Here is a 20,518-nt window from a genome sequence, read left to right on the forward strand (position 1 = left end):
AAGTGTCGCCCGTTATTCGTCAGATGCTGAGTTTTCAATGCGTTTAAATAACTCGTGCCGTTCAACGTTGGTCAACTCCCGTGATTCACCCGGTGGCAATTCGCCCAGGTTGATATTCATGATGCGGACGCGTTCAAGCCGGGTGACGTCATAGCCAAAGTGCTTAGACATGCGGCGAATCTGACGGTTGAGTCCCTGTACCAGCGTGATCCGAAATACAAATTCGGATTCTTTCGTCACGTTGCACTCTTTGGTCACGGTGCCCAAGATCGGAACACCCGCGCCCATGCCGCGAAGAAACGCGTCAGTTACCGGCTTGTTGACGGTGACGACGTACTCTTTTTCGTGGCCATTACCGGCGCGCAGGATTTTGTTGAACAGGTCACCGTGATTCGTCAGTAAAATCAACCCCTGCGAGTCTTTATCCAAACGCCCTACTGGGAAGATGCGTTTGCTGTGGTGAATGAGAGTCGTGATGTTATTCGCTAAACGCTCATCCATCGTCGTAATGATCCCATCCGGTTTATTCAGCGCGATCAGCACCGGATCGTTTTCATCCCGCAGACCGATAGGCTGGCCATTCACGGTCACCACATCTCCGGCAAATACCAGAGCGCCTAATCCGGCCAGCGTATCGTTAATGAACACCTGCCCATTTTCGACGTAACGATCGGCATCTCGACGGGAACAGATCCCACTGTCGCTGATATATTTGTTAATCCGGGTGGAGGAAGGGGTCGGCATTGCGCAGAGTACCTCAGTAAAAGGCGGACTATACCTTGTTGCGGCGCAGAAATAAAAAAGCGCCCACGAGAGGCGCTTAGAAGCGGAAAACTGAGGCGGTTATTCGACCGTCACAGATTTCGCCAGATTACGCGGCTGGTCTACGTCGGTGCCTTTGATCAGCGCGACATAGTAGGACAGTAACTGGAGCGGAACGGTGTAGAAAATCGGCGCAACGATCTCTTCGACGTGTGGCAGCTGAATAATCTTCATGCCTTCGCTGTCAGTGAAACCGGCGTTCTGATCGGCAAACACATACAGCAAACCACCACGAGCGCGGACTTCTTCGATATTCGATTTCAGTTTTTCCAGCAGCTCGTTGTTCGGAGCTACGACGATAACCGGCATATCGGCATCAATCAGCGCCAGCGGACCATGTTTTAACTCACCTGCCGCATAAGCTTCAGCATGAATATAGGAGATCTCTTTTAGCTTCAGCGCACCTTCCATGGCAATCGGGTATTGATCTCCACGGCCGAGGAACAGTGCGTGATGTTTGTCAGAGAAACCTTCCGCCAGCGATTCGATGGTTTTATCCAGCGACAGCATCTGTTCGATACGAGCAGGCAATGCCTGAAGCGCGTGAACGATGTCATGTTCGACTTTCTCGTCCATCCCTTTCAGACGCCCCATGCGCGCCACCAGCATCAGCAGAACCGTCAGCTGAGTGGTGAAGGCTTTGGTGGACGCTACACCGATTTCCGTACCGGCTTTGGTCATCAGCGCCAGATCGGATTCACGCACCAGCGAGGAGCCCGCTACGTTACACACCGCCAGAGAACTGAGATAACCCAGCTCTTTGGACAGGCGCAGCGCTGCCAGCGTATCGGCAGTTTCGCCAGACTGCGACAACGTGATGATAAGGCTACCCGGACGAACGGCAGACTTGCGGTAGCGGAATTCTGACGCAATTTCGACATCACAAGGCATACCCGCCAGAGACTCGAACCAGTAGCGTGCCACCATTCCCGAGTTATAAGAGGTGCCACAGGCGATGATCTGCACGTGCTGAACGCGGGACAAGATCTCGTCGGCTTTCTCACCCAGTTCGCTGAGATCAACCTTACCGTGGCTGAAGCGCCCGGCCAGGGTGTTTTTAATCGCCAGCGGCTGCTCGTAGATCTCTTTTTGCATGTAGTGACGGAATTCGCCTTTATCACCGGCGTCATACTGCACTTTAGATTCGATTTCAGCGCGTTCAACTGCATGACCATTTTTGTCATAAACGCTGACTGAACGACGTTTCACTTCTGCCACATCGCCCTCTTCCAGGAACATGAAGCGACGGGTGACAGGCAGCAGTGCCAGCTGGTCGGATGCGATAAAGTTTTCTCCAACGCCACGGCCGATCACCAGCGGACTGCCAGAACGGGCGGCCACCAGCACGGACGGGTCGCGGCGGTCGAGAATGACAGTGCCGTAAGCGCCACGCAGTTGTGGGATCACACGCTGAACCACTTCCAGCAACGTGCCGCCTTGCAGTTGTTCCCAATGCACCAGATGCGCAATCACTTCGGTATCGGTTTCCGAGTCAAAACGATAGCCACGCTCAATCAGCAGCGCGCGCAAAGGTTCGTGGTTCTCGATAATACCGTTATGCACGACCGCAATATAATCAGACACATGCGGGTGCGCATTTGCTTCAGAAGGTTCACCATGTGTTGCCCAGCGGGTGTGCGCAATGCCGGTACCGCCGTGCAGCGGATGCGCTTCAAGCGCTTCTGCCAGCATCTGTACCTTACCCAAACGGCGCAGGCGGCCCAGTTTTCCGTCGGCATCGATAATCGCCAAACCGGCCGAATCATAGCCGCGATACTCAAGACGGCGTAAACCTTCCAACAGAATTTCAGCAATATCGCGTTGCGCTACTGCGCCAACAATTCCACACATCAGTTTTATTCCTATTTAAGGTCTGTTCACAGACCTTGTTTGAAGCCTGACCTGATTGATATCCGGTTTTTTCCGGGTTCCCCGAGCCTGGTAGAAGTTGGGGATTATTATGTTTTGGTCTGCGTTCTCCAGAGAAAACACAGACCAAAACAGCTACAGTTAACTCAGGCGCAGCGAACTACGCCTGAGTTAACTGTAGCTGCAAAAAAATTATTTTTTCTTTTGCGGACGCAACCAAGCAGGCTTATGAACCTGCGCCACTCGGCTCAGTAACAGGCCATTGTCCGGAACGTCACGGGTCACCGTGGTACCCGCCGCGATTGTGACGTTATTGCCCACCGTCACCGGCGCCACCAGTTGGGTATCAGAACCGACAAAAACATCATTGCCGATAACCGTCTGATGTTTATTCACACCGTCGTAGTTGCAGGTAATGGTGCCCGCGCCAATGTTCACGTTGTCACCAATCTGCGCATCGCCAAGGTAAGAGAGATGTCCGGCTTTTGAGCCTTTACCCAGCCGTGCTTTCTTAACTTCGACAAAGTTACCCACATGCGCGCCTTGCCCCAATTCGGCTCCGGGACGTAAGCGGGCGAACGGGCCCACGGTGCAGTCGGATTCCAGTACGGCATTTTCAAACACACTGTACGGGCTGATTTCGCAGTCGTCACCAATCACGCAGTTTTTCAACACACAACCGGCGCCAATTTTGACGCGATCGCCGAGCTTAACCTGACCTTCGATGATCACGTTGACGTCAATCTGTACGTCGATACCGTGAGCAAGCTCGCCGCGCAGATCAAACCGCGCCGGGTCCAGCAGCATCACGCCAGCCAGTAACAGACGTTCAGCCTGTTCACTCTGATACACGCGTTCTAGACGGGAGAGTTGCAGGCGATTATTCACCCCATCCACTTCGCTGTTACGCGCCGGATGAACGGTGGCAATCTGATGCCCTTCGGCATGGGCCATGGCAATAATGTCGGTGATGTAATACTCACCTTGAGCGTTATTGTTGTTGAGCTTGCTCAACCAGCGTTTCAGTGACGCGCCGTTAGCCACCAAAATCCCGGTGTTAATTTCTTTAATTTTCAGCTGCTCAGCGCTGGCATCTTTCTGCTCAATGATGCCGGTCACTGTGTTATTTTCACGCACTATGCGGCCATAGCCGGTCGGGTCATCCAGCACGACGGTCAGTAAGCCAATGCCGCCTTCCGGTTTCGCCTTCAGTAATTTTTCCAGCGTGTTGACTGAAATCAGCGGAACGTCTCCGTAGAGCATCAACACATCTTCATCATCGGCAAAATGGGGCGCCGCCTGCTGCATGGCATGGCCTGTACCCAATTGCTCGGCCTGTAACACCCAGTTCAGACCGCTGCCTGTCAGGATTTGCTTGAGCAAGTCACCGCCGTGGCCATAAACCAGATGAACATTGTTCGCGCCGAGGCTCGTCGCAGCATCAATAACGTGCTGAACCATCGGCTTGCCAGCCAATGGATGAAGAACTTTAGGGAGATTGGAGTACATGCGTGTCCCCTTGCCTGCGGCAAGGATCACAACACTCAATGCGCTGTTAGACATAGGTAACCTGACAAATCCAATTTGAGGGACAAAAGTAACCTTTCAGACAACAGGATTACTACATATTTCGCATCAAAAAACGCGTACAGGCCACAGCCTGCAAGGGTTGAGCACTCTATAGGCAATAGAGGAGAAATCAGACATAAAGTCTCTGCTTTGGTGGCTAGTATTCCATTTAATCCGGGGTAATGTCATGAGAATGAGACTGAAAGAGGGCTTTTTTAAAGGTAAAAAAAAAGCGACCCGAGGGTCGCCTTTTCAACTGATGTTGTTACATCGCTTTTCTGGTCAATTCGATAACGCGAAGTTTCGCGATCGCTTTAGCCAGTTCCGCAGACGCCTGAGCGTAGTCGACGTCGCCGTGAGAACTATTAATATGTTCTTCCGCTTTGCGCTTAGCTTCAAGCGCTCGTGCTTCGTCGAGGTCTTGCCCACGGATTGCAGTGTCAGCCAACACGGTCGTTGCGCTCGGTTGCACCTCAAGGATGCCGCCGGAGAGATAGATATACTCTTCTTCGCCGTGTTCTTTAACAATGCGCACCATGCCAGGCTTGATGGCGGTGAGCAGCGGAGCATGCCCCGGGAAAATACCCAGTTCGCCTTCGCTACCCGTCACCTGGATCTTCTGTACCATGCCGGAAAACATTCTCTTTTCCGCACTGACTACATCCAGATGGTAAGCTTTTTCAGCCATGTCATCCTCTCTCACAACAAACTAGCGTTACAGTTTCTTGGCTTTTTCCACTGCTTCTTCAATGGTGCCAACCATGTAAAACGCTTGCTCTGGCAGGTGATCGTAGTCGCCGTCCATAATGCCTTTGAAACCACGAATGGTATCTTTCAGCGATACGAACTTGCCCGGAGAACCGGTAAAGACTTCGGCCACGAAGAATGGCTGGGACAGGAAGCGTTCGATCTTACGCGCACGGGATACAGCCAGCTTGTCGTCTTCTGACAGCTCGTCCATACCCAGAATCGCGATGATGTCTTTCAGTTCCTTGTAACGTTGCAGAATAGACTGCACGCCACGAGCCACATCATAATGTTCCTGACCAACAACCAGTGGATCCAGCTGACGGCTGGTAGAATCCAGTGGGTCAACCGCCGGGTAGATACCCAGTGACGCGATCTGACGGCTCAGTACCACGGTCGCATCCAAGTGGGCGAAGGTGGTGGCTGGAGAGGGGTCAGTCAAGTCATCCGCAGGGACGTAAACGGCCTGTACGGAGGTGATAGAACCACTTTTGGTAGAGGTGATACGTTCTTGCAGAACGCCCATCTCTTCCGCCAGCGTTGGCTGATAACCTACCGCCGATGGCATACGACCCAGAAGTGCGGACACTTCAGTACCGGCCAGGGTGTAACGGTAAATGTTATCGATGAACAACAGTACGTCACGACCTTCATCACGGAATTTCTCCGCCATGGTCAGGCCGGTCAGTGCTACACGCAGACGGTTACCTGGTGGCTCGTTCATCTGGCCATAGACCAGGGAAACTTTGTCGATAACGTTGGATTCAGTCATTTCGTGGTAGAAGTCGTTACCCTCACGAGTACGCTCACCCACGCCTGCAAACACAGAATAACCGGAGTGCTCGATCGCGATGTTACGGATCAGCTCCATCATGTTTACAGTTTTACCAACACCCGCACCACCGAACAGACCGACTTTACCGCCTTTAGCAAACGGGCACATCAGGTCCATTACTTTGATACCGGTTTCCAGCAATTCCTGGGAGTTTGCCAGCTCTTCGTAAGAAGGAGCCGGGCGGTGAATTGCACGACGTTCTTCTTCGCCGATTTCACCTTTCATGTCGATTGGTTCACCCAATACGTTCATGATACGACCCAGAGTCGCTACACCAACCGGAACTTCGATTGGGTGTTCCAGGTTGTTTACTTTCAGATTGCGACGCAAGCCGTCTGAAGTACCCATTGCGATACAACGAACAACGCCGCCACCCAGCTGTTGCTGAACTTCCAACACCAGTTTGGAGGTACCGTTTTCTACCTCAAGAGCATTGTACACGTTCGGTACTGCATCCTGAGGGAACTCGACGTCCACCACGGCGCCGATTACCTGGATAATCTTTCCAGTAGCCATCTTGAATCCTCTACGTAATTCGTAAACCTAGCTTAAACCGCGGAGGCTCCCCCGACGATCTCGGTGAGTTCCTGAGTGATGCTGGCCTGACGAGCTTTGTTGTAAACCAACTGCAGCTCTTTGATCAGGCTGCCGCCGTTATCGGTTGCGGCTTTCATCGCTACCATTCGCGCGGCCTGTTCGCTGGCCAGGTTTTCTACGACGCCCTGATAAACCTGAGACTCCACATAGCGACGCAAGAGGGTATCAAGCAGTGCTTTAGGATCTGGTTCATACAGGTAATCCCAAGATTTTTTCGCCAGTACGCCATCTTCTGCCGGTGGCAGAGGTAACAGCTGTACGATGCGTGGTTCCTGAGACATGGTATTGACGAATTTATTGCTAACAACGCATAACTTGTCTAAACGACCTTCGTCGAAAGCCTGCAACATCACTTTCACCGGTCCGATCAGCTCTGACAGGGAAGGGTTATCCCCCATGCCAGTGACCTGAGCAACAACGTTGCCCCCGACGGAGCCGAAGAAAGAGGCTGCTTTGGAACCGATCAGGGCTAAGTCAACCTCAACGCCTTTTGCGGACCAGTCTTTCATCTCTGTCAGCACTTTTTTGAACAGGTTAATGTTCAAACCACCACAGAGACCACGGTCAGTAGACACCACCAAATACCCAACGCGCTTAATTTCGCGATCGTCCAGGTAGGGGTGCTTGTATTCCAGATTACCTAACGCGAGGTGACCGATCACTTCACGAATGGTTTCTGCATAAGGACGGCTGGCCGCCATGCGATCCTGCGTTTTACGCATTTTGGAGGCGGCGACCATCTCCATCGCTTTAGTGATCTTTTGCGTGTTTTGCACGCTGCTGATCTTACTACGTATCTCTTTTCCGCCGGCCATCTCTGCTTCTCCTCATTACCAAACGGCCTGCTGCTTATCTGCATCTTGCAGGGCAGCAGGACCGCTTAGTGTTACCAGGACTGGGTTGCTTTGAAGGTATCGAGGATATTTTTGAATTTCCCCTCGATCTCATCGTTGTACGCACCAGTTTGGTTGATTTGTTGCAGAAGCTCTGAGTGCTCGCGGTCAGCATAGGCCAACAGCGCAGCTTCAAAGCTACCAACTTTAGACAAGTCAACGTCTTCCAGATAACCACGTTCTGCTGCAAAGATAATCAGTGACTGCGCAACGATAGACATTGGCGCGTACTGTTTCTGTTTCAGCAGCTCGGTCACTTTCTGACCGTGGTTTAACTGTTTACGCGTTGCTTCATCCAAATCGGAAGCAAACTGGGAGAACGCAGCCAATTCACGATACTGTGCCAGTGCAGTACGAATACCACCGGACAATTTTTTCATGATCTTGGTCTGAGCTGCACCACCAACACGGGAAACGGAAATCCCTGGGTTTACCGCAGGACGAATACCGGCGTTGAACAGGTTTGATTCCAGGAAGATCTGACCATCGGTAATCGAGATTACGTTGGTCGGAACGAACGCGGAAACGTCGCCCGCTTGCGTTTCGATGATAGGAAGCGCAGTCAGGGAACCGGTTTTGCCTTTCACTTCACCCTTGGTGAATGCTTCAACGTAGTCGGCGTTTACACGCGCAGCACGTTCGAGCAGACGGGAGTGGAGATAGAAAACGTCGCCTGGGTAAGCTTCACGACCTGGTGGACGACGAAGCAACAGGGAAATCTGACGGTAAGCAACAGCCTGTTTAGACAGGTCATCATAAACGATCAGTGCGTCTTCACCGCGGTCACGGAAGTATTCACCCATTGCGCAACCGGAGTACGGTGCCAGGTATTGCAGTGCAGCAGATTCTGATGCAGTCGCAACAACAACGATGGTGTTTTCCAGTGCGCCGTGCTCTTCCAGCTTACGAACCACGTTAGAAATGGTGGACGCTTTCTGGCCGATAGCCACATAGATACATTTGATGCCGGAATCACGCTGGTTGATGATCGCATCAATGGCCAGAGCAGTTTTACCGGTTTGACGGTCACCGATGACCAATTCACGCTGACCACGACCGATTGGGATCATGGCATCAACGGATTTGTAACCTGTCTGCACAGGCTGGTCTACGGACTGACGTTCGATAACGCCTGGTGCGATAGCTTCAACAGCTGAGAAGCCGTCGTGTTCTACCGGACCTTTACCGTCAATTGGCGCACCCAGAGTGTTAACAACGCGACCTAACAGGCCACGGCCAACGGGGACTTCCAGGATACGGCCAGTACATTTTACTTTCATCCCTTCGGCGAGGTCAGCGTAAGGGCCCATAACTACAGCACCTACGGAGTCGCGCTCCAGGTTCAGGGCGATAGCGTAACGGTTACCCGGCAACGCAATCATTTCCCCTTGCATAACATCGGCTAAGCCGTGTACGCGGATGATCCCGTCACTGACGGAAACGATAGTACCTTCATTGTGAGCTTCGCTCACTACATTGAACTGAGCAATGCGCTGCTTTATCAGTTCGCTGATTTCGGTGGAATTCAGTTGCATGCTCCAGTCCCCTTAAGACTGCAATACGTCTGCAAGTCGTTCAAGACGACTGCGAACGCTGCCGTCTATCACCATATCTCCTGCACGGATTATGACACCGGCAAGAACAGACTTGTCAATTTTGCAATTCAGCTTAACTTTGCGAGACAGGCGTTTTTCCATAGCAGCAGCAATTTTTGCCTGCTGTGCTTCGGAAAGTGGCGTTGCAGAAGTGACATCCACTTCGGCAATGGCCTCTAAAGAGGCCCGCAGTTCGATGAACTGTTGCAGCACTTCCGGAAGAACGCGTAAACGCCCATTTTCAGCCATAACCTTAATCAGATTTTGGCCTGCGTCGTCGAGTTGTTCACCACATACCGCGATAAACGTTTGAGACATAGTTTCAGGCGCTAAAGCCCCTGAAAGCAGTTCTTCAATCTGTTCATTACGAGTGACTTCAGCGGTGAACGCCAGCATGGACTGCCAGCGATCTAAGCTTTGGTGCTCAACGGCAAAGTCAAAAGCTGCTTTGGCGTAGGGGCGAGCTACAGTTACAAATTCAGACATCAGCCCCTCCCTCCTTACAGTTCAGCGACCAGTTTATCAACGATGTCGCTGTTAGCAGCTTCATCTACGGAACGTTCGATGATCTTCTCGGCGCCAGCAATAGCCAAAATCCCGACTTGTTTGCGCAACTCTTCACGTGCACGTTGGCGTTCGGCGTCAATCTCTGCCTTAGCTTGCGCTACGATCTTGTTACGTTCCTGCTCGGCTTCGGTTTTCGCTTCGTCGACGATCTGGGCTTTACGCTTGTTCGCCTGGTCGATGATTACCTGAGCTTCAGCTTTGGCTTTCTTCAGTTGGTCGGTCGCATCGGCTTGCGCTAAATCCAGTTCTTTTTTGGCACGTTCTGCGGAAGATAAACCTTCAGAAATTTCTTTCTGACGTTTTTCGATGGCAGCCATAATTGGCGGCCATACGTACTTCATGCAGAACAGCACAAACAGGACAAACGCGATAGCCTGGCCGAGGATTGTTGCGTTAAGATTCACAGCACAATGCCTCTTTCAAAGTGAAATATTTGATGTAGTTCGTTTAACCGCGAGCAAGCTCGTTGTTAAGCGACAGCAAACATCACGTACAGACCCAGACCAACAGCAATCATTGGGATTGCATCGACCAGACCCATAACGATAAAGAACTGTGTACGCAACAGAGGGATCAGGTCAGGCTGACGTGCAGCACCTTCCAAGAATTTACCACCCAAGATGCCGATACCGATTGCAGCACCGATTGCCGCCAGGCCCATCATCACAGCGGCAGCCATGTACAGCAGATCCATACTCAGGTTTTCCATGACAGTCTCCAGTTTGTTTCAGTTAAAACGCAGTAGTGTTGAAAGAAAATCAGTGTTTTTCAGATGCCATCGAGAGATAGACGATCGTCAGAACCATGAAGATAAAAGCTTGCAGCGTAATGATCAGGATGTGGAAAATGGCCCAAGGCACACTCAGAATCCACTGTGACCACCACGGCAGCAGGCCAGCAATAAGGATGAAGATCAACTCACCCGCATACATATTGCCAAACAGTCGCAGACCCAGTGAAACTGGTTTGGACAGCAGGCTGACACCTTCAAGAATCAGGTTAATCGGAATGAAAACCGGATGATTGAATGGCTGCATTGTCAGTTCTTTAACGAAACCGCCAATGCCTTTCATCTTAATGCTATAGAAAAGAATCAGAATGAATACGCCGAGCGCCATGGATAACGTGATGTTCACGTCAGCCGTGGGTACAACACGCAGAGCAGGCAGACCAAGCAACTTTTCACCAATAGTTGGCAGCAAATCGATTGGCAGCAAATCCATCATGTTCATCATGAACACCCAGACGAAGACAGTCAGAGCTAACGGAGCAATGACCTTGCTTTTGCCGTGATACATGTCACGCACGTTGCTATCGACAAAGCCTACAACCAGCTCGATGGCCGTTTGCAGTTTTCCCGGAACACCACTGGTGGCATTTTTAGCGACGCGATGGAAGACAACCAGAAAGAGTACCCCGAGGACCACGGAGAAAAACATCGAATCGATGTTAATCGACCAGAATCCCGTCCCTACCTGAAGTTGCGTCAGGTGGTGACCGATATACTCTTGTGGAGTAGAGATTTCTCCAGACATGATGCCTCTTACCCTTTTGTAGTTAAGTACGGTAACTGTTAATGACGGCCGGTGCTAAAATCTGTGTCATCAACACCGATAAATAAGCCAAACCCAGCGGAGCAAAAACCGCCTTAAACAGGCCCAGCGCGATAATCATCAAGATAATCGTTATCAGAACCTTCAGCGCTTCTCCGATGGCAAAAGTCCATGCAACCCGTCCAGATACCGTTGTTTGCGCCTGATGACGCCATGCAAACAGCATGAACAGTACGTTGGGTAGCCAGGCGGCCATCCCTCCCATCAAGGCTGACGTCGTCCATGTCAGGCTTTTAAAGCCAAATAATGCACTGAGCAGAACAAAGGTCAGTAACTGCAGTATTAACAGCTTTCTGGCTACCTTCACGCCGTTCTCACTGTTTAAAACACCCGGTACAGACATGACGTTTGTTCTCTCCGTACAAGTACCTAGCTAGAGGTATGCTGAGTGCCGTATATCATAGCCTTTACGGTTTTGAGTCAAGCAGCAAAAAACGAGCAAATTATACGGGCCACTCAAACGAATTCAATGGATAAGTAGCGAAAAGGTGAACAATTATTTAAATTTTACCCTTTATCGCTATTTTCATAAGGAAACTATAGCTAGGAATGGGTGCCGCGTGTTTGCCTAAGTATTCTACTGATTAACAAAGAAGCGTGCGCCCGATCACATAATTGCTATTTTTATTCTCTTATACCCCAGCGATCAAGATTGTCTTTAGCTAAAGAAGCCTTTTAAAAGCGTTAATAATCAATATGATGATGTAAAAATGTTGTTTATTAAAAGAGAATGCAAAATAACAACACCCCAGTGAAACAATAACCCAACAAATAACAACATTCTCATTACATATTCATTAACGTGGCATGAAGAGCAATTTATTCCCAAATGTCACTATTTCGGACCTGAATAAATTGAAAAATTCACTCAAGTGCTACAAGTGTGTAAAAATGAGGTTAATGGAAAGACTGAACGCTAATTTGCTTAGCGTGCTTATTTTACCTTTCATACACATTTGAATTCTGAAGATTTATTGACTCACCGCAAAGTTAGTTTGCATTAAGAATCACCAAATGACGTTCACCGTCAAGTTCCGGCACCCGCAATCTAACGATCTTTTCCAGCGTAACTCCTTCCGGAAGTAAGCCCAGTTCATCATCCGGGCGCACACCTTTGAGGGCATAAAATCGCCCCTGTCCTTTCACCGGTAAGTGATGACACCATGAAAGCATGTCCTGTAACGAGGCGAAGGCACGGCTAATTACGCCATCAAACGCCGGTTCAGGAATGAACGCCTCTACACGACTTTGTACGGGTTCAATATTGGTCAGCGCCAGCTCATGTTGCACCTGACGCAGAAAGCGTACGCGCTTGCCTAAGCTGTCCAGCAAGGTGAAGTGTGAGTCAGGTCGAACGATAGCCAGCGGGATGCCCGGTAAACCAGGACCGGTGCCGACATCAATAAAACGTGAGCCGGTCAGATGAGCGTTCACCACAATGCTGTCCATGATGTGACGCACCAACATTTGCATCGGATCACGGACCGACGTCAGGTTATAAGCCTTATTCCACTTGTGCAGCATCTCGACGTAGGCGACTAACTGCAGTTTTTGCTGATCGGGTAGCGATAATTCTGCCGCAGCAAGCAGCGAGTCTAATTTCTTATGCACAATTTGGTCCTCTGACAAAAACGTAGGTCCGGAGAAGTCCGGGAAAAGAATAATAAGACAGCCTGACAGGCGGAAAAAGCAAGATTTGGCCGCCTGACTGAAATGAGCCGGCGGCCTTTAGGAGGGATAACTCAGGCACTGCGGCGCAGCAGACCTTGTTTTTTCAACCAAATAAGCAGAATTGAGATAGCCGCAGGTGTAATACCTGAAATACGCGTAGCCTGGCCGATCGAGGTAGGTTTATGATCGTTAAGTTTGGCGATCACTTCGTTCGACAGACCGTTTACTTGACGGTAATCGAGATCCAGTGGCAACAATGTATTTTCGTTACGCTGCTGTTTTTCGATTTCGTCCTGCTGACGGGCGATGTAGCCTTCGTATTTAACCTGGATTTCTACCTGCTCTGCCGCCTGTACATCAGGAACGGAAGGGGTGAACGGCATCAGGCTGGTTAACAGCGCATAGGTCATCTCAGGACGACGCAGCAGTTCTTCCGCACTGGCTTCTTTGGAAAGTGGTGCAGAAAGGTTAGCGTTAACGAGTTCAACGTGCTCAGAACGTGGGTTTACCCAGATCCCACGCAGACGTTGACGCTCCAGCTCGATCATTTCCAGTTTCTGATTGAAACGGGCCCAGCGGGCATCATCAACCAGACCTAGCTCACGGCCTTTTTCAGTCAGTCGCAGATCGGCATTGTCTTCACGCAGCATCAGGCGGTATTCCGCACGTGAAGTAAACATGCGGTACGGCTCTTTGGTACCCAGAGTACAGAGATCGTCGACCAGAACACCAAGGTAAGCTTGGTCACGGCGCGGTGCCCAACCTTCTTGTTCGAAAGCATGACGTGCGGCGTTTAAACCCGCGAGTAAGCCTTGTGCCGCCGCTTCTTCATAACCGGTGGTGCCGTTGATCTGTCCAGCGAAGAACAGACCTGGAATAAATTTGCTTTCCAGCGTCAGTTTTAAATCTCGCGGATCAAAGAAATCATATTCAATGGCGTAGCCCGGACGAACGATAACCGCGTTTTCCAGACCCTGCATCGAACGCACAATTTTCATCTGTACGTCAAAAGGCAAGCTGGTGGAGATCCCGTTTGGATAGACTTCATTACTGGTTAACCCTTCAGGTTCCAGGAAGATCTGGTGAGATGTCCGATCGGCAAAACGCATGACTTTATCTTCGATCGACGGGCAGTAACGCGGGCCGATCCCTTCGATGATCCCGGCATACATCGGGCTGCGATCCAAATTATTGCGGATCACATCATGCGTTTTTTCATTGGTGTAGGTCATGTAACACGGTATTTGGCGCGGGTGCTGGGACACATTGCCCATGAACGAGAAGACCGGCGCCGGGTTGTCTCCATGCTGTGGAGCAAGGCAGCTGAAATCAATGGAACGTGCGTCAATACGCGGAGGGGTCCCGGTTTTCAGGCGGTTAACGCGCAATGGCAATTCACGCAGACGTTGTGAAAGCGAAATTGCAGGAGGATCGCCTGCACGGCCACCGCTGTAGTTTTCCAGACCAATGTGGATCTTGCCGTCAAGGAAAGTCCCCACGGTCAATACCACCGCTTTGGCGCGGAATTTAAGACCCATTTGAGTCACTGCGCCAACCACCCGATCGTTCTCAACGATAAGATCTTCAACAGGCTGCTGGAAGATCATCAGGTTTGGCTGGTTCTCCAGTGCGGTACGGATCGCTTGACGATAGAGTACGCGGTCGGCCTGGGCTCGGGTAGCACGAACGGCCGGGCCTTTGCTGGCGTTTAGTATCCTAAACTGTATCCCCGCATGGTCAATGGCTGTTGCCATTAATCCGCCGAGTGCGTCCACTTCTTTAACCAGATGTCCTTTCCCGATCCCGCCAATGGCAGGGTTACACGACATTTGTCCCAGCGTGTCGATATTGTGGGTCAACAACAGAGTTTGACGTCCCATTCTGGCAGAAGCCATGGCGGCTTCAGTGCCTGCATGGCCACCACCGATGATGATGACGTCAAATTGTTCCGGATAAAACATGGTACTGCACCTCGGAGTTCATGCGATGAAATTGATGTGTGGAGTTGGGAGGAGGGATTCTACTCAAGTTTAGAGGTTCCACAAGTCCCGGGGGATCGTCACTAATTAAAAGAAGATCTTTTTTATTTAAAGATCTCTTATTAATACTTCTATTAGGATCGCGATCCTCTGTGCATAAGTGCTTATTGTCGATGAAGATCAAGGCACTAAAGAGGATCGAATGCTGTGAATGATCGGTGATCCTGCTCAGTATAAGCTGGGATCAAAATGAAGAGTTATACACAGCATGAAATGCGACCTAAGGTTGTTATAGGGATAACTACCGGTTTTACCCTGCTTATAAGCATAGTTATCCACATCTGATCGCTGAAAATTTACACTTACTTGAGCAAATTAATCCAATTGATCACCCAAATCTCAGCGGGATCCTCAGGAATCTCATGTTGGGTTACGTCGATCTCCATGCGATCCCCTATACGTTTTGCCCCTAATGAGGTCAGTTTTTGATCCAGAGACTGGATCGCACCGCAAAACGTATCATATTCACTGCTGCCTAATCCCAGAGCACCAAAACGGAGTTTTGACAGATCTGGTTGCTGATCTTCCAACTGTTCCAGGAAAGGCTGAAGATTATCGGGAAGATCCCCGGCACCGTGTGTCGAGCACACCATCAGCCAAATGCCTTCAGTGGGCACTTCGTACAGCTCAGGACCATGAAAAGTCTGCGTGCTGAAACCCGCCTCTTCCAATTTCTCTGCGACGTGTTCAGCGACATATTCAGCACTGCCAAGCGTACTGCCACTGATCAGGGTAATGTCAGACATAATGCTCGCACCCGATAAAAGAAACGACATTGTACGCTGTGAATCAGCTGGGATCTACCTGTGGATAATAGGGGTATAGAAATTAGCGGTCATGGCTTGATGGTGCGCATAATGGGGTTCTGCAGGGAGATCAGGGTCTCGGTTGACTGGATCTCATCAATGGTCTGGATCTTGTTGATAAGTACGTGCTGGAGGGAGTCGATAGAGCGACACATGATCTTGATGAAAATGCTGTAATGCCCGGTGGTGTAATAAGCTTCGACCACTTCTTCTATGCTTTCGAGTTTTTTCAGCGCGGAGGGATAATCTTTGGCGCTTTTTAGAATAATGCCGATAAAGCAGCACACGTCGTAGCCCAGCTGTTTCGGGTTCACCGTGACGTTGGCGCCGGTAATGATCCCAGCCTGCTTCATTTTCTCGACCCGGACGTGAATGGTTCCTGGGCTGACGGCAAATACTTTCGCCAGTTCGGCGTAGGCCGTGCGTGCATTTTCCATCAGCGCATTAAGAATGGCGCGATCGAGATTATCGATCTGATAAATTTCAGTCATCTTTTTCCCCGGTTATTCTCGTTTCAACAATTTATGTGCCCTAAAAATGAAGGATTAAAACCCTCAAAGCAATATTTATTGTGAGATATTGAATAGGGAGACCATTCTGTTGCTTAATCATTGCCATCAACGACAAGGGAATGAGAATACGGCAATGAAAACACAATTTATCGAGAAGCAGCGTCAGATAAGCTTCGTCAAAGCGACTTTTTCTCAGCAGCTTGAAAAGCATCTGGATTTAATTGAAGTTCAGGCACCCTTATTAAGCCAGCTCGGCGATGGTACCCAGGATAACCTTTCAGGCAGTGAGAAGGCGGTGCAGGTTCACGTGAAATCCTTGCCAGACTCTACCTTTGAAGTTGTGCATTCGCTGGCTAAGTGGAAGCGCAAAACGCTCGGGCTTTATGATTTCAGCGCCGGTGAAGGACTTTATACTCACATGAAAGCGCTGCGCCCTGATGAAGATCGCCTGTCGCCGGTTCACTCCGTCTGCGTTGATCAGTGGGACTGGGAAAAAGTCATGGGTGACGGCGAACGCTCACTCAGCTATCTCAAAGCGACGGTGCAGAAGATCTATGCAGGTATAAAGGAAACCGAAGCGGCGGTAAGCCGTGAGTTTGGCTTGAAGCCTTTCCTGCCTGATGACATCCACTTTATACACAGCGAAACCTTACTACAGCGTTTCCCTGAGCTGGACGCCAAGCAGCGCGAACAAGCGATAGCCAAAGAATTGGGCGCAGTTTTCCTGATGGGCATTGGTGGTTCTCTGTCCCACGGCAAATATCACGACGTGCGCGCTCCTGATTATGATGATTGGAGCAGCGCAGGCGAAGCCGGTTTAGCCGGTCTGAATGGCGATATTCTGGTATGGAACCCGGTACTGGAGGATGCGATTGAACTCTCTTCTATGGGGATCCGCGTTGATGCCGCCGCGCTGAAGCATCAGCTGGCGCTGACCGATGATGAACTGCGTTTGCAGCTCGACTGGCACCAGGCGCTGCTGCGCGGTGATATGCCGCAGACTATCGGTGGTGGGATCGGCCAGTCACGCTTGGTGATGCTATTGCTGCAAAAGCCGCATATTGCGCAGGTGCAGTGTGGCGTCTGGTCGCCGATGTTACATCACAGTGTGGAAGGTGTGCTGTAAGAACGTGATGTGAATTAAGGCCGCTGCCAGCGACGCTGAACGCGGCTTTTCATCCCGGTATCAAAGCGCCAGATATGGTCAAAAATACGCATGATGCCGGGCTTGCCGTACTGCGACATGGCCAGTGCATGAAAACGATGATGTTTATCCTGCTGTAAACGTTTCACCCGCTTCATTACGTCATCTGGCAGCCTTTGGGCGATAAAGTCAGAGATGATCACTGCATCCGCATCTTGCCATTCCGGCGACGAGAGTTTATCGAGCGTGGCATTCAGACAGGCTGCCAGATCGGTGCCTCCACGAAAATGCTGACCCAGAAAGCGCAGCGCCTGGTCCAGCCCGCTGGATGAGGTCAGTTCGTAGTGAATAACATCACTCGCAAACAACATGATGTAGCAGCGGCGGTTGTCCGCCAGCGCGATCCTGAGCAGCGCCAGACAAAATGCCTTAGCGCACTGCTCGTTGAAGCCCCCCATAGAACCCGACGTATCAACGCAGACCACAAAAGGCCCGCGCGGTTGCGGTTCTTGCTGCTGATGAACCACCGGGCGTTTGACCACTTTTTCCCGCCAGACGTCGCCCTGCAGGCGGTAAGTCATCAGGCGCTTTTCCAGTAACCGGCGGTAAAATTCATATTCCAGCTCAGGGATCCCCAACGTACCAAGCTCGGTCGGCATCAGCCGCAAAATGTCATCGCTCTGGTGAATACCATTCACTTCTTCGGGAACCGTGGCCGGTTCACGCACCATCAGCCGGTGCTCTTCCATTTTTGCGTCATCATGCGGGCTGGTTTTGGCTTTTTGGCTGCGGCCCAATTGCTCTGCCAACCTCTGCAGTTCTGGCTGTTGCTGCAAAAAACTGCCGTATCGCGCCAGTGCCTGCACTTCACCGCGCTGGCGCTGGCCTTTGCTCATATCCCACAGGCGGCCTGCGGCAGCATCGTTTTCGGCCAGTAAAGGAGAGAGTTCGCCGCTCAGTTCCAGACGCTGTTGCAGCTCTTCCTGCAACTGTTCCTGTTCTTGTTCGAGCAACTGATGATGAACGGTCACCGTCTGGAAGGTGAGGTTTAGCCGCCAGCGCTGGAGGAACAACGTCTGAAAACTGTTGCCGGTTCGCGGGCTGCGCGTTTCATCGGCATTTTGCTGCAGCGAACGGGCTTCAGTAAGAAAAGGAGAGCTCAGCATTTCGAGTGAATCAATCAGCCCTGCCAGCTCGGACTGAAAAGTAGCAGCGTCGATCTGCTGACTGTGCTGGTAAAGGTAGAACTCCTTGGCTAAATCTGGCGGCACCGGCGTGTCGTGGATCCTCTGGCGCAGGCGGAATTTCCACTCGGGCAGATCTTTGGTCAGTGCCCGCTTAAGCCGGGGGAACTTCTCGAAGAAAATAGCCAGCTGTGGCGTTGCCAGTAAGCCGATGATCAGTTCGTCGATCAGCTCGCCTTCGCTGATCGACAGTAAGAGATCGAGGGATTCCAGACTGAGCATCGGTTAGTGTCCGCTGAACAGCTGTTGTTGATGAAGTAACTGTTCAGAGACCGCGACCAGGCTCGCCTCAATTTTTGCACTCCATACGGGCGCGACAAACAGGCAGTTTTGATGCTGACCAAATTCATGCCGTTGTTGATTGAGTTTGGCGCTCAGCCCCTCAAGCGTATTTTTCATCTCGTCAGGCACGGCAATGTGCTCTTTACCCGGCAGCGTCAGCGGTGTTGCCTGACGGCTGATATCCCGCACCACCAGCTGCTGTTTTTCATCGACTTCGGCATCAACATTTTGTGCAAATCCCATGCCGTTAAGTTTCACTTTCAGCACGCCGCCTTTATTGAGCCACTCTTCCAGAACTGAGCGTTCCACCAGCAAATGCGATACCGGGATGTCATGCAAATGCAGCGGCGTTTGCAGCAATAAAGTCAGGCTGGTGGCCGACAGTGAATCTGGCAGATTGTATTGCGGTTTGCGGCTAAAGATACCGGCTTTCTTATTCACCTTTATCGACTGACGGGAGCTCTGCTGTTGCTGATATTGCATCCAGTCCTGATTCAGCTGACGCAGCTTCATTAATAGCGTCTGCTGCTGGTAAGCCTGTTCGGTGATCATCTGTTCGATTTGTGTTTGCAGGAGATGGTACGTATTCAGGTCATGCCACAGGCAATCTTTCAGCAGGATAAGATCGATAGGCGTAATGGTTTGACGCCCGCTAAAGAAGGCGCAGGCCTGTAACAAACGCAGAGCCTTTTTCCAGCGGCGGTCGGAGACGTAAGGTGCGGTATCTAGCGCGTCCAGCCGCTGACGCAGCTGGAATATTAGCTCGAAACAGGGCTCCGGGAGGGCGACCTTGTCGATTTCGGGTTGCCACTGTTGGTATTCGTCATCACTGATGCTCAGCGCTTCCGGCACCGGATTGGCGCTTTCGTTCTGACGGGTGGTCAGCAGCGAGCGGAAATTCTGCTTATCCTGCACTTTGTCCAGCCACAGGCGGATCAACATACGGTCGTAGAGCGCCTCCAGGCTGCCGTCAGCTTCGGGCAGTTCATTGGAAGCGCTGACCAGCAGGCGTAGCGGGATAGCCTCTTCGCGCTCGCCGTTACGAAAACGGCGCTCATTGATGGCGGTCAGTAAGGTATTCAAAATAGCCGGGCCGGCTTTCCAGATCTCATCGAGAAAGACAATCTCTGCTTCCGGCAGATAACCCTGCGTGAGGCGCAGGTAGCGCCCTTCATCTTTCAGCGCCTGTATAGACAGCGGGCCGAAGACTTCTTCTGGTGTAGAAAAGCGGGTCATCAGATATTCAAAGGCGCGGGCATGGCGGAAGGCAAATTTCAGGCGGCGGGCAATCAGGCTTTTAGCAATACCTGGCGGCCCAAGCAGAAATACGCTTTCACCGCATAAGGCGGCAAGCAGGCATAGACGGATCGCTTCCTGTCGCTCATACAAGCCGTGTTCTAAAGCATTGGCAAGACGGGCAATCCGTTCTGCAAGTAGGGGAGAATACGCCATACTGTGTCTTCCGCTTGTGTAAGGTTAATGACATAAGTGAATGAATAGTGGACTGGGCAGGAATAATAAACCATGATTTTTTTTCGCAGTATAGCTTGTTGATTACTAGAAATTTTCTATTATCAACATTGTCCCTTCTGTCGCCTGAACGTGTATTTAACCGTTCATATAAGGGTAGGCAATCTGTTTTATTCGTGCATACTGTGCGCCGTTTAGTGGGCATCAAGGATTGAGCGTACCTTTCGCTTACGGAATTCTTTG

The 20,518-nt window shown here is 51.0% G+C and carries 18 protein-coding genes and 1 pseudogene; 1 reads left to right on the forward strand and 18 read right to left on the reverse strand.

Features of this window, described 5'->3' with window-relative positions; translation table 11 throughout:
* Nucleotides 1–15: 15 nt before the first annotated feature.
* The 16 genes and pseudogenes from rluF to asnC all read right to left on the reverse strand — a co-directional run.
* Nucleotides 16–744, reverse strand: a pseudogene (gene rluF / locus ACZRKO_RS19150) (23S rRNA pseudouridine(2604) synthase RluF); the annotation flags it as partial.
* Nucleotides 745–843: 99 nt separating this feature from the next.
* Nucleotides 844–2,673: a glutamine--fructose-6-phosphate transaminase (isomerizing) gene (gene glmS, locus ACZRKO_RS19155; protein ID WP_463738825.1), complete on the reverse strand. Its 1,830-nt coding sequence runs from the start codon at nucleotides 2,671–2,673 to the stop codon at nucleotides 844–846.
* Nucleotides 2,674–2,883: 210 nt separating this feature from the next.
* Nucleotides 2,884–4,254: a bifunctional UDP-N-acetylglucosamine diphosphorylase/glucosamine-1-phosphate N-acetyltransferase GlmU gene (glmU, locus tag ACZRKO_RS19160; RefSeq protein ID WP_463738826.1), complete on the reverse strand. Its 1,371-nt coding sequence runs from the start codon at nucleotides 4,252–4,254 to the stop codon at nucleotides 2,884–2,886.
* A 271-nt stretch (nucleotides 4,255–4,525) separates the two neighbouring features.
* Entirely contained in the window at nucleotides 4,526–4,948 is a 423-nt protein-coding gene (locus ACZRKO_RS19165) for a F0F1 ATP synthase subunit epsilon (protein WP_463738827.1), read from the reverse strand.
* A 27-nt stretch (nucleotides 4,949–4,975) separates the two neighbouring features.
* Nucleotides 4,976–6,358 carry a F0F1 ATP synthase subunit beta gene (gene atpD, locus ACZRKO_RS19170; RefSeq protein ID WP_140475477.1) on the reverse strand — a complete coding sequence of 461 codons (1,383 nt, stop codon included), beginning with the start codon at nucleotides 6,356–6,358 and terminating at the stop codon, nucleotides 4,976–4,978.
* A gap of 32 nt (nucleotides 6,359–6,390) precedes the next feature.
* Nucleotides 6,391–7,254 carry a F0F1 ATP synthase subunit gamma gene (gene atpG / locus ACZRKO_RS19175; protein ID WP_463738828.1) on the reverse strand — a complete coding sequence of 288 codons (864 nt, stop codon included), beginning with the start codon at nucleotides 7,252–7,254 and terminating at the stop codon, nucleotides 6,391–6,393.
* A gap of 71 nt (nucleotides 7,255–7,325) precedes the next feature.
* Nucleotides 7,326–8,867 carry a F0F1 ATP synthase subunit alpha gene (atpA, locus tag ACZRKO_RS19180; RefSeq protein WP_188474843.1) on the reverse strand — a complete coding sequence of 514 codons (1,542 nt, stop codon included), beginning with the start codon at nucleotides 8,865–8,867 and terminating at the stop codon, nucleotides 7,326–7,328.
* A gap of 12 nt (nucleotides 8,868–8,879) precedes the next feature.
* Entirely contained in the window at nucleotides 8,880–9,413 is a 534-nt protein-coding gene (gene atpH / locus ACZRKO_RS19185; RefSeq protein ID WP_463738829.1) for a F0F1 ATP synthase subunit delta, read from the reverse strand.
* Between the two features lie 14 nt (nucleotides 9,414–9,427).
* Nucleotides 9,428–9,898 (reverse strand): F0F1 ATP synthase subunit B, encoded by a 471-nt coding sequence (atpF, locus tag ACZRKO_RS19190; protein ID WP_056775959.1) that lies wholly within the window; start codon nucleotides 9,896–9,898, stop codon nucleotides 9,428–9,430.
* A 65-nt stretch (nucleotides 9,899–9,963) separates the two neighbouring features.
* The gene (atpE, locus tag ACZRKO_RS19195) at nucleotides 9,964–10,203 is read right to left on the reverse strand and encodes a F0F1 ATP synthase subunit C (protein WP_004093904.1); all 240 of its coding nucleotides are present in this window, start codon (nucleotides 10,201–10,203) and stop codon (nucleotides 9,964–9,966) included.
* Between the two features lie 49 nt (nucleotides 10,204–10,252).
* A complete protein-coding gene (gene atpB, locus ACZRKO_RS19200; protein ID WP_463738853.1) occupies nucleotides 10,253–11,032 on the reverse strand; it encodes a F0F1 ATP synthase subunit A in 780 nt (259 codons plus the stop codon).
* Between the two features lie 19 nt (nucleotides 11,033–11,051).
* Nucleotides 11,052–11,450 carry a F0F1 ATP synthase subunit I gene (atpI, locus tag ACZRKO_RS19205; RefSeq protein WP_463738830.1) on the reverse strand — a complete coding sequence of 133 codons (399 nt, stop codon included), beginning with the start codon at nucleotides 11,448–11,450 and terminating at the stop codon, nucleotides 11,052–11,054.
* A 647-nt stretch (nucleotides 11,451–12,097) separates the two neighbouring features.
* Nucleotides 12,098–12,718, reverse strand: a complete 621-nt coding sequence (gene rsmG, locus ACZRKO_RS19210; protein ID WP_463738831.1) for a 16S rRNA (guanine(527)-N(7))-methyltransferase RsmG — start codon at nucleotides 12,716–12,718, stop codon at nucleotides 12,098–12,100.
* 131 nt (nucleotides 12,719–12,849) lie between these two features.
* Complete coding sequence (gene mnmG / locus ACZRKO_RS19215) at nucleotides 12,850–14,739, reverse strand: tRNA uridine-5-carboxymethylaminomethyl(34) synthesis enzyme MnmG (protein ID WP_463738832.1); 1,890 nt, start codon at nucleotides 14,737–14,739, stop codon at nucleotides 12,850–12,852.
* 380 nt (nucleotides 14,740–15,119) lie between these two features.
* On the reverse strand, nucleotides 15,120–15,563 hold the full coding sequence (gene mioC, locus ACZRKO_RS19220) for an FMN-binding protein MioC (protein ID WP_463738833.1): 444 nt from the start codon (nucleotides 15,561–15,563) through the stop codon (nucleotides 15,120–15,122).
* 89 nt (nucleotides 15,564–15,652) lie between these two features.
* Nucleotides 15,653–16,114: a transcriptional regulator AsnC gene (gene asnC, locus ACZRKO_RS19225; protein ID WP_140475459.1), complete on the reverse strand. Its 462-nt coding sequence runs from the start codon at nucleotides 16,112–16,114 to the stop codon at nucleotides 15,653–15,655.
* Nucleotides 16,115–16,268: 154 nt separating this feature from the next.
* On the opposite strand from asnC, the gene asnA reads away from it, so the two are divergent.
* Nucleotides 16,269–17,261 (forward strand): aspartate--ammonia ligase, encoded by a 993-nt coding sequence (asnA, locus tag ACZRKO_RS19230; RefSeq protein WP_463738834.1) that lies wholly within the window; start codon nucleotides 16,269–16,271, stop codon nucleotides 17,259–17,261.
* Between the two features lie 14 nt (nucleotides 17,262–17,275).
* On the opposite strand, the gene viaA is transcribed toward asnA, so the two are convergent.
* Complete coding sequence (gene viaA, locus ACZRKO_RS19235) at nucleotides 17,276–18,745, reverse strand: ATPase RavA stimulator ViaA (RefSeq protein WP_463738835.1); 1,470 nt, start codon at nucleotides 18,743–18,745, stop codon at nucleotides 17,276–17,278.
* A 3-nt stretch (nucleotides 18,746–18,748) separates the two neighbouring features.
* Complete coding sequence (ravA, locus tag ACZRKO_RS19240) at nucleotides 18,749–20,257, reverse strand: ATPase RavA (RefSeq protein ID WP_463738836.1); 1,509 nt, start codon at nucleotides 20,255–20,257, stop codon at nucleotides 18,749–18,751.
* Nucleotides 20,258–20,518: the final 261 nt, after the last annotated feature.

The organism is Ewingella sp. C233 (assembly GCF_055407225.1).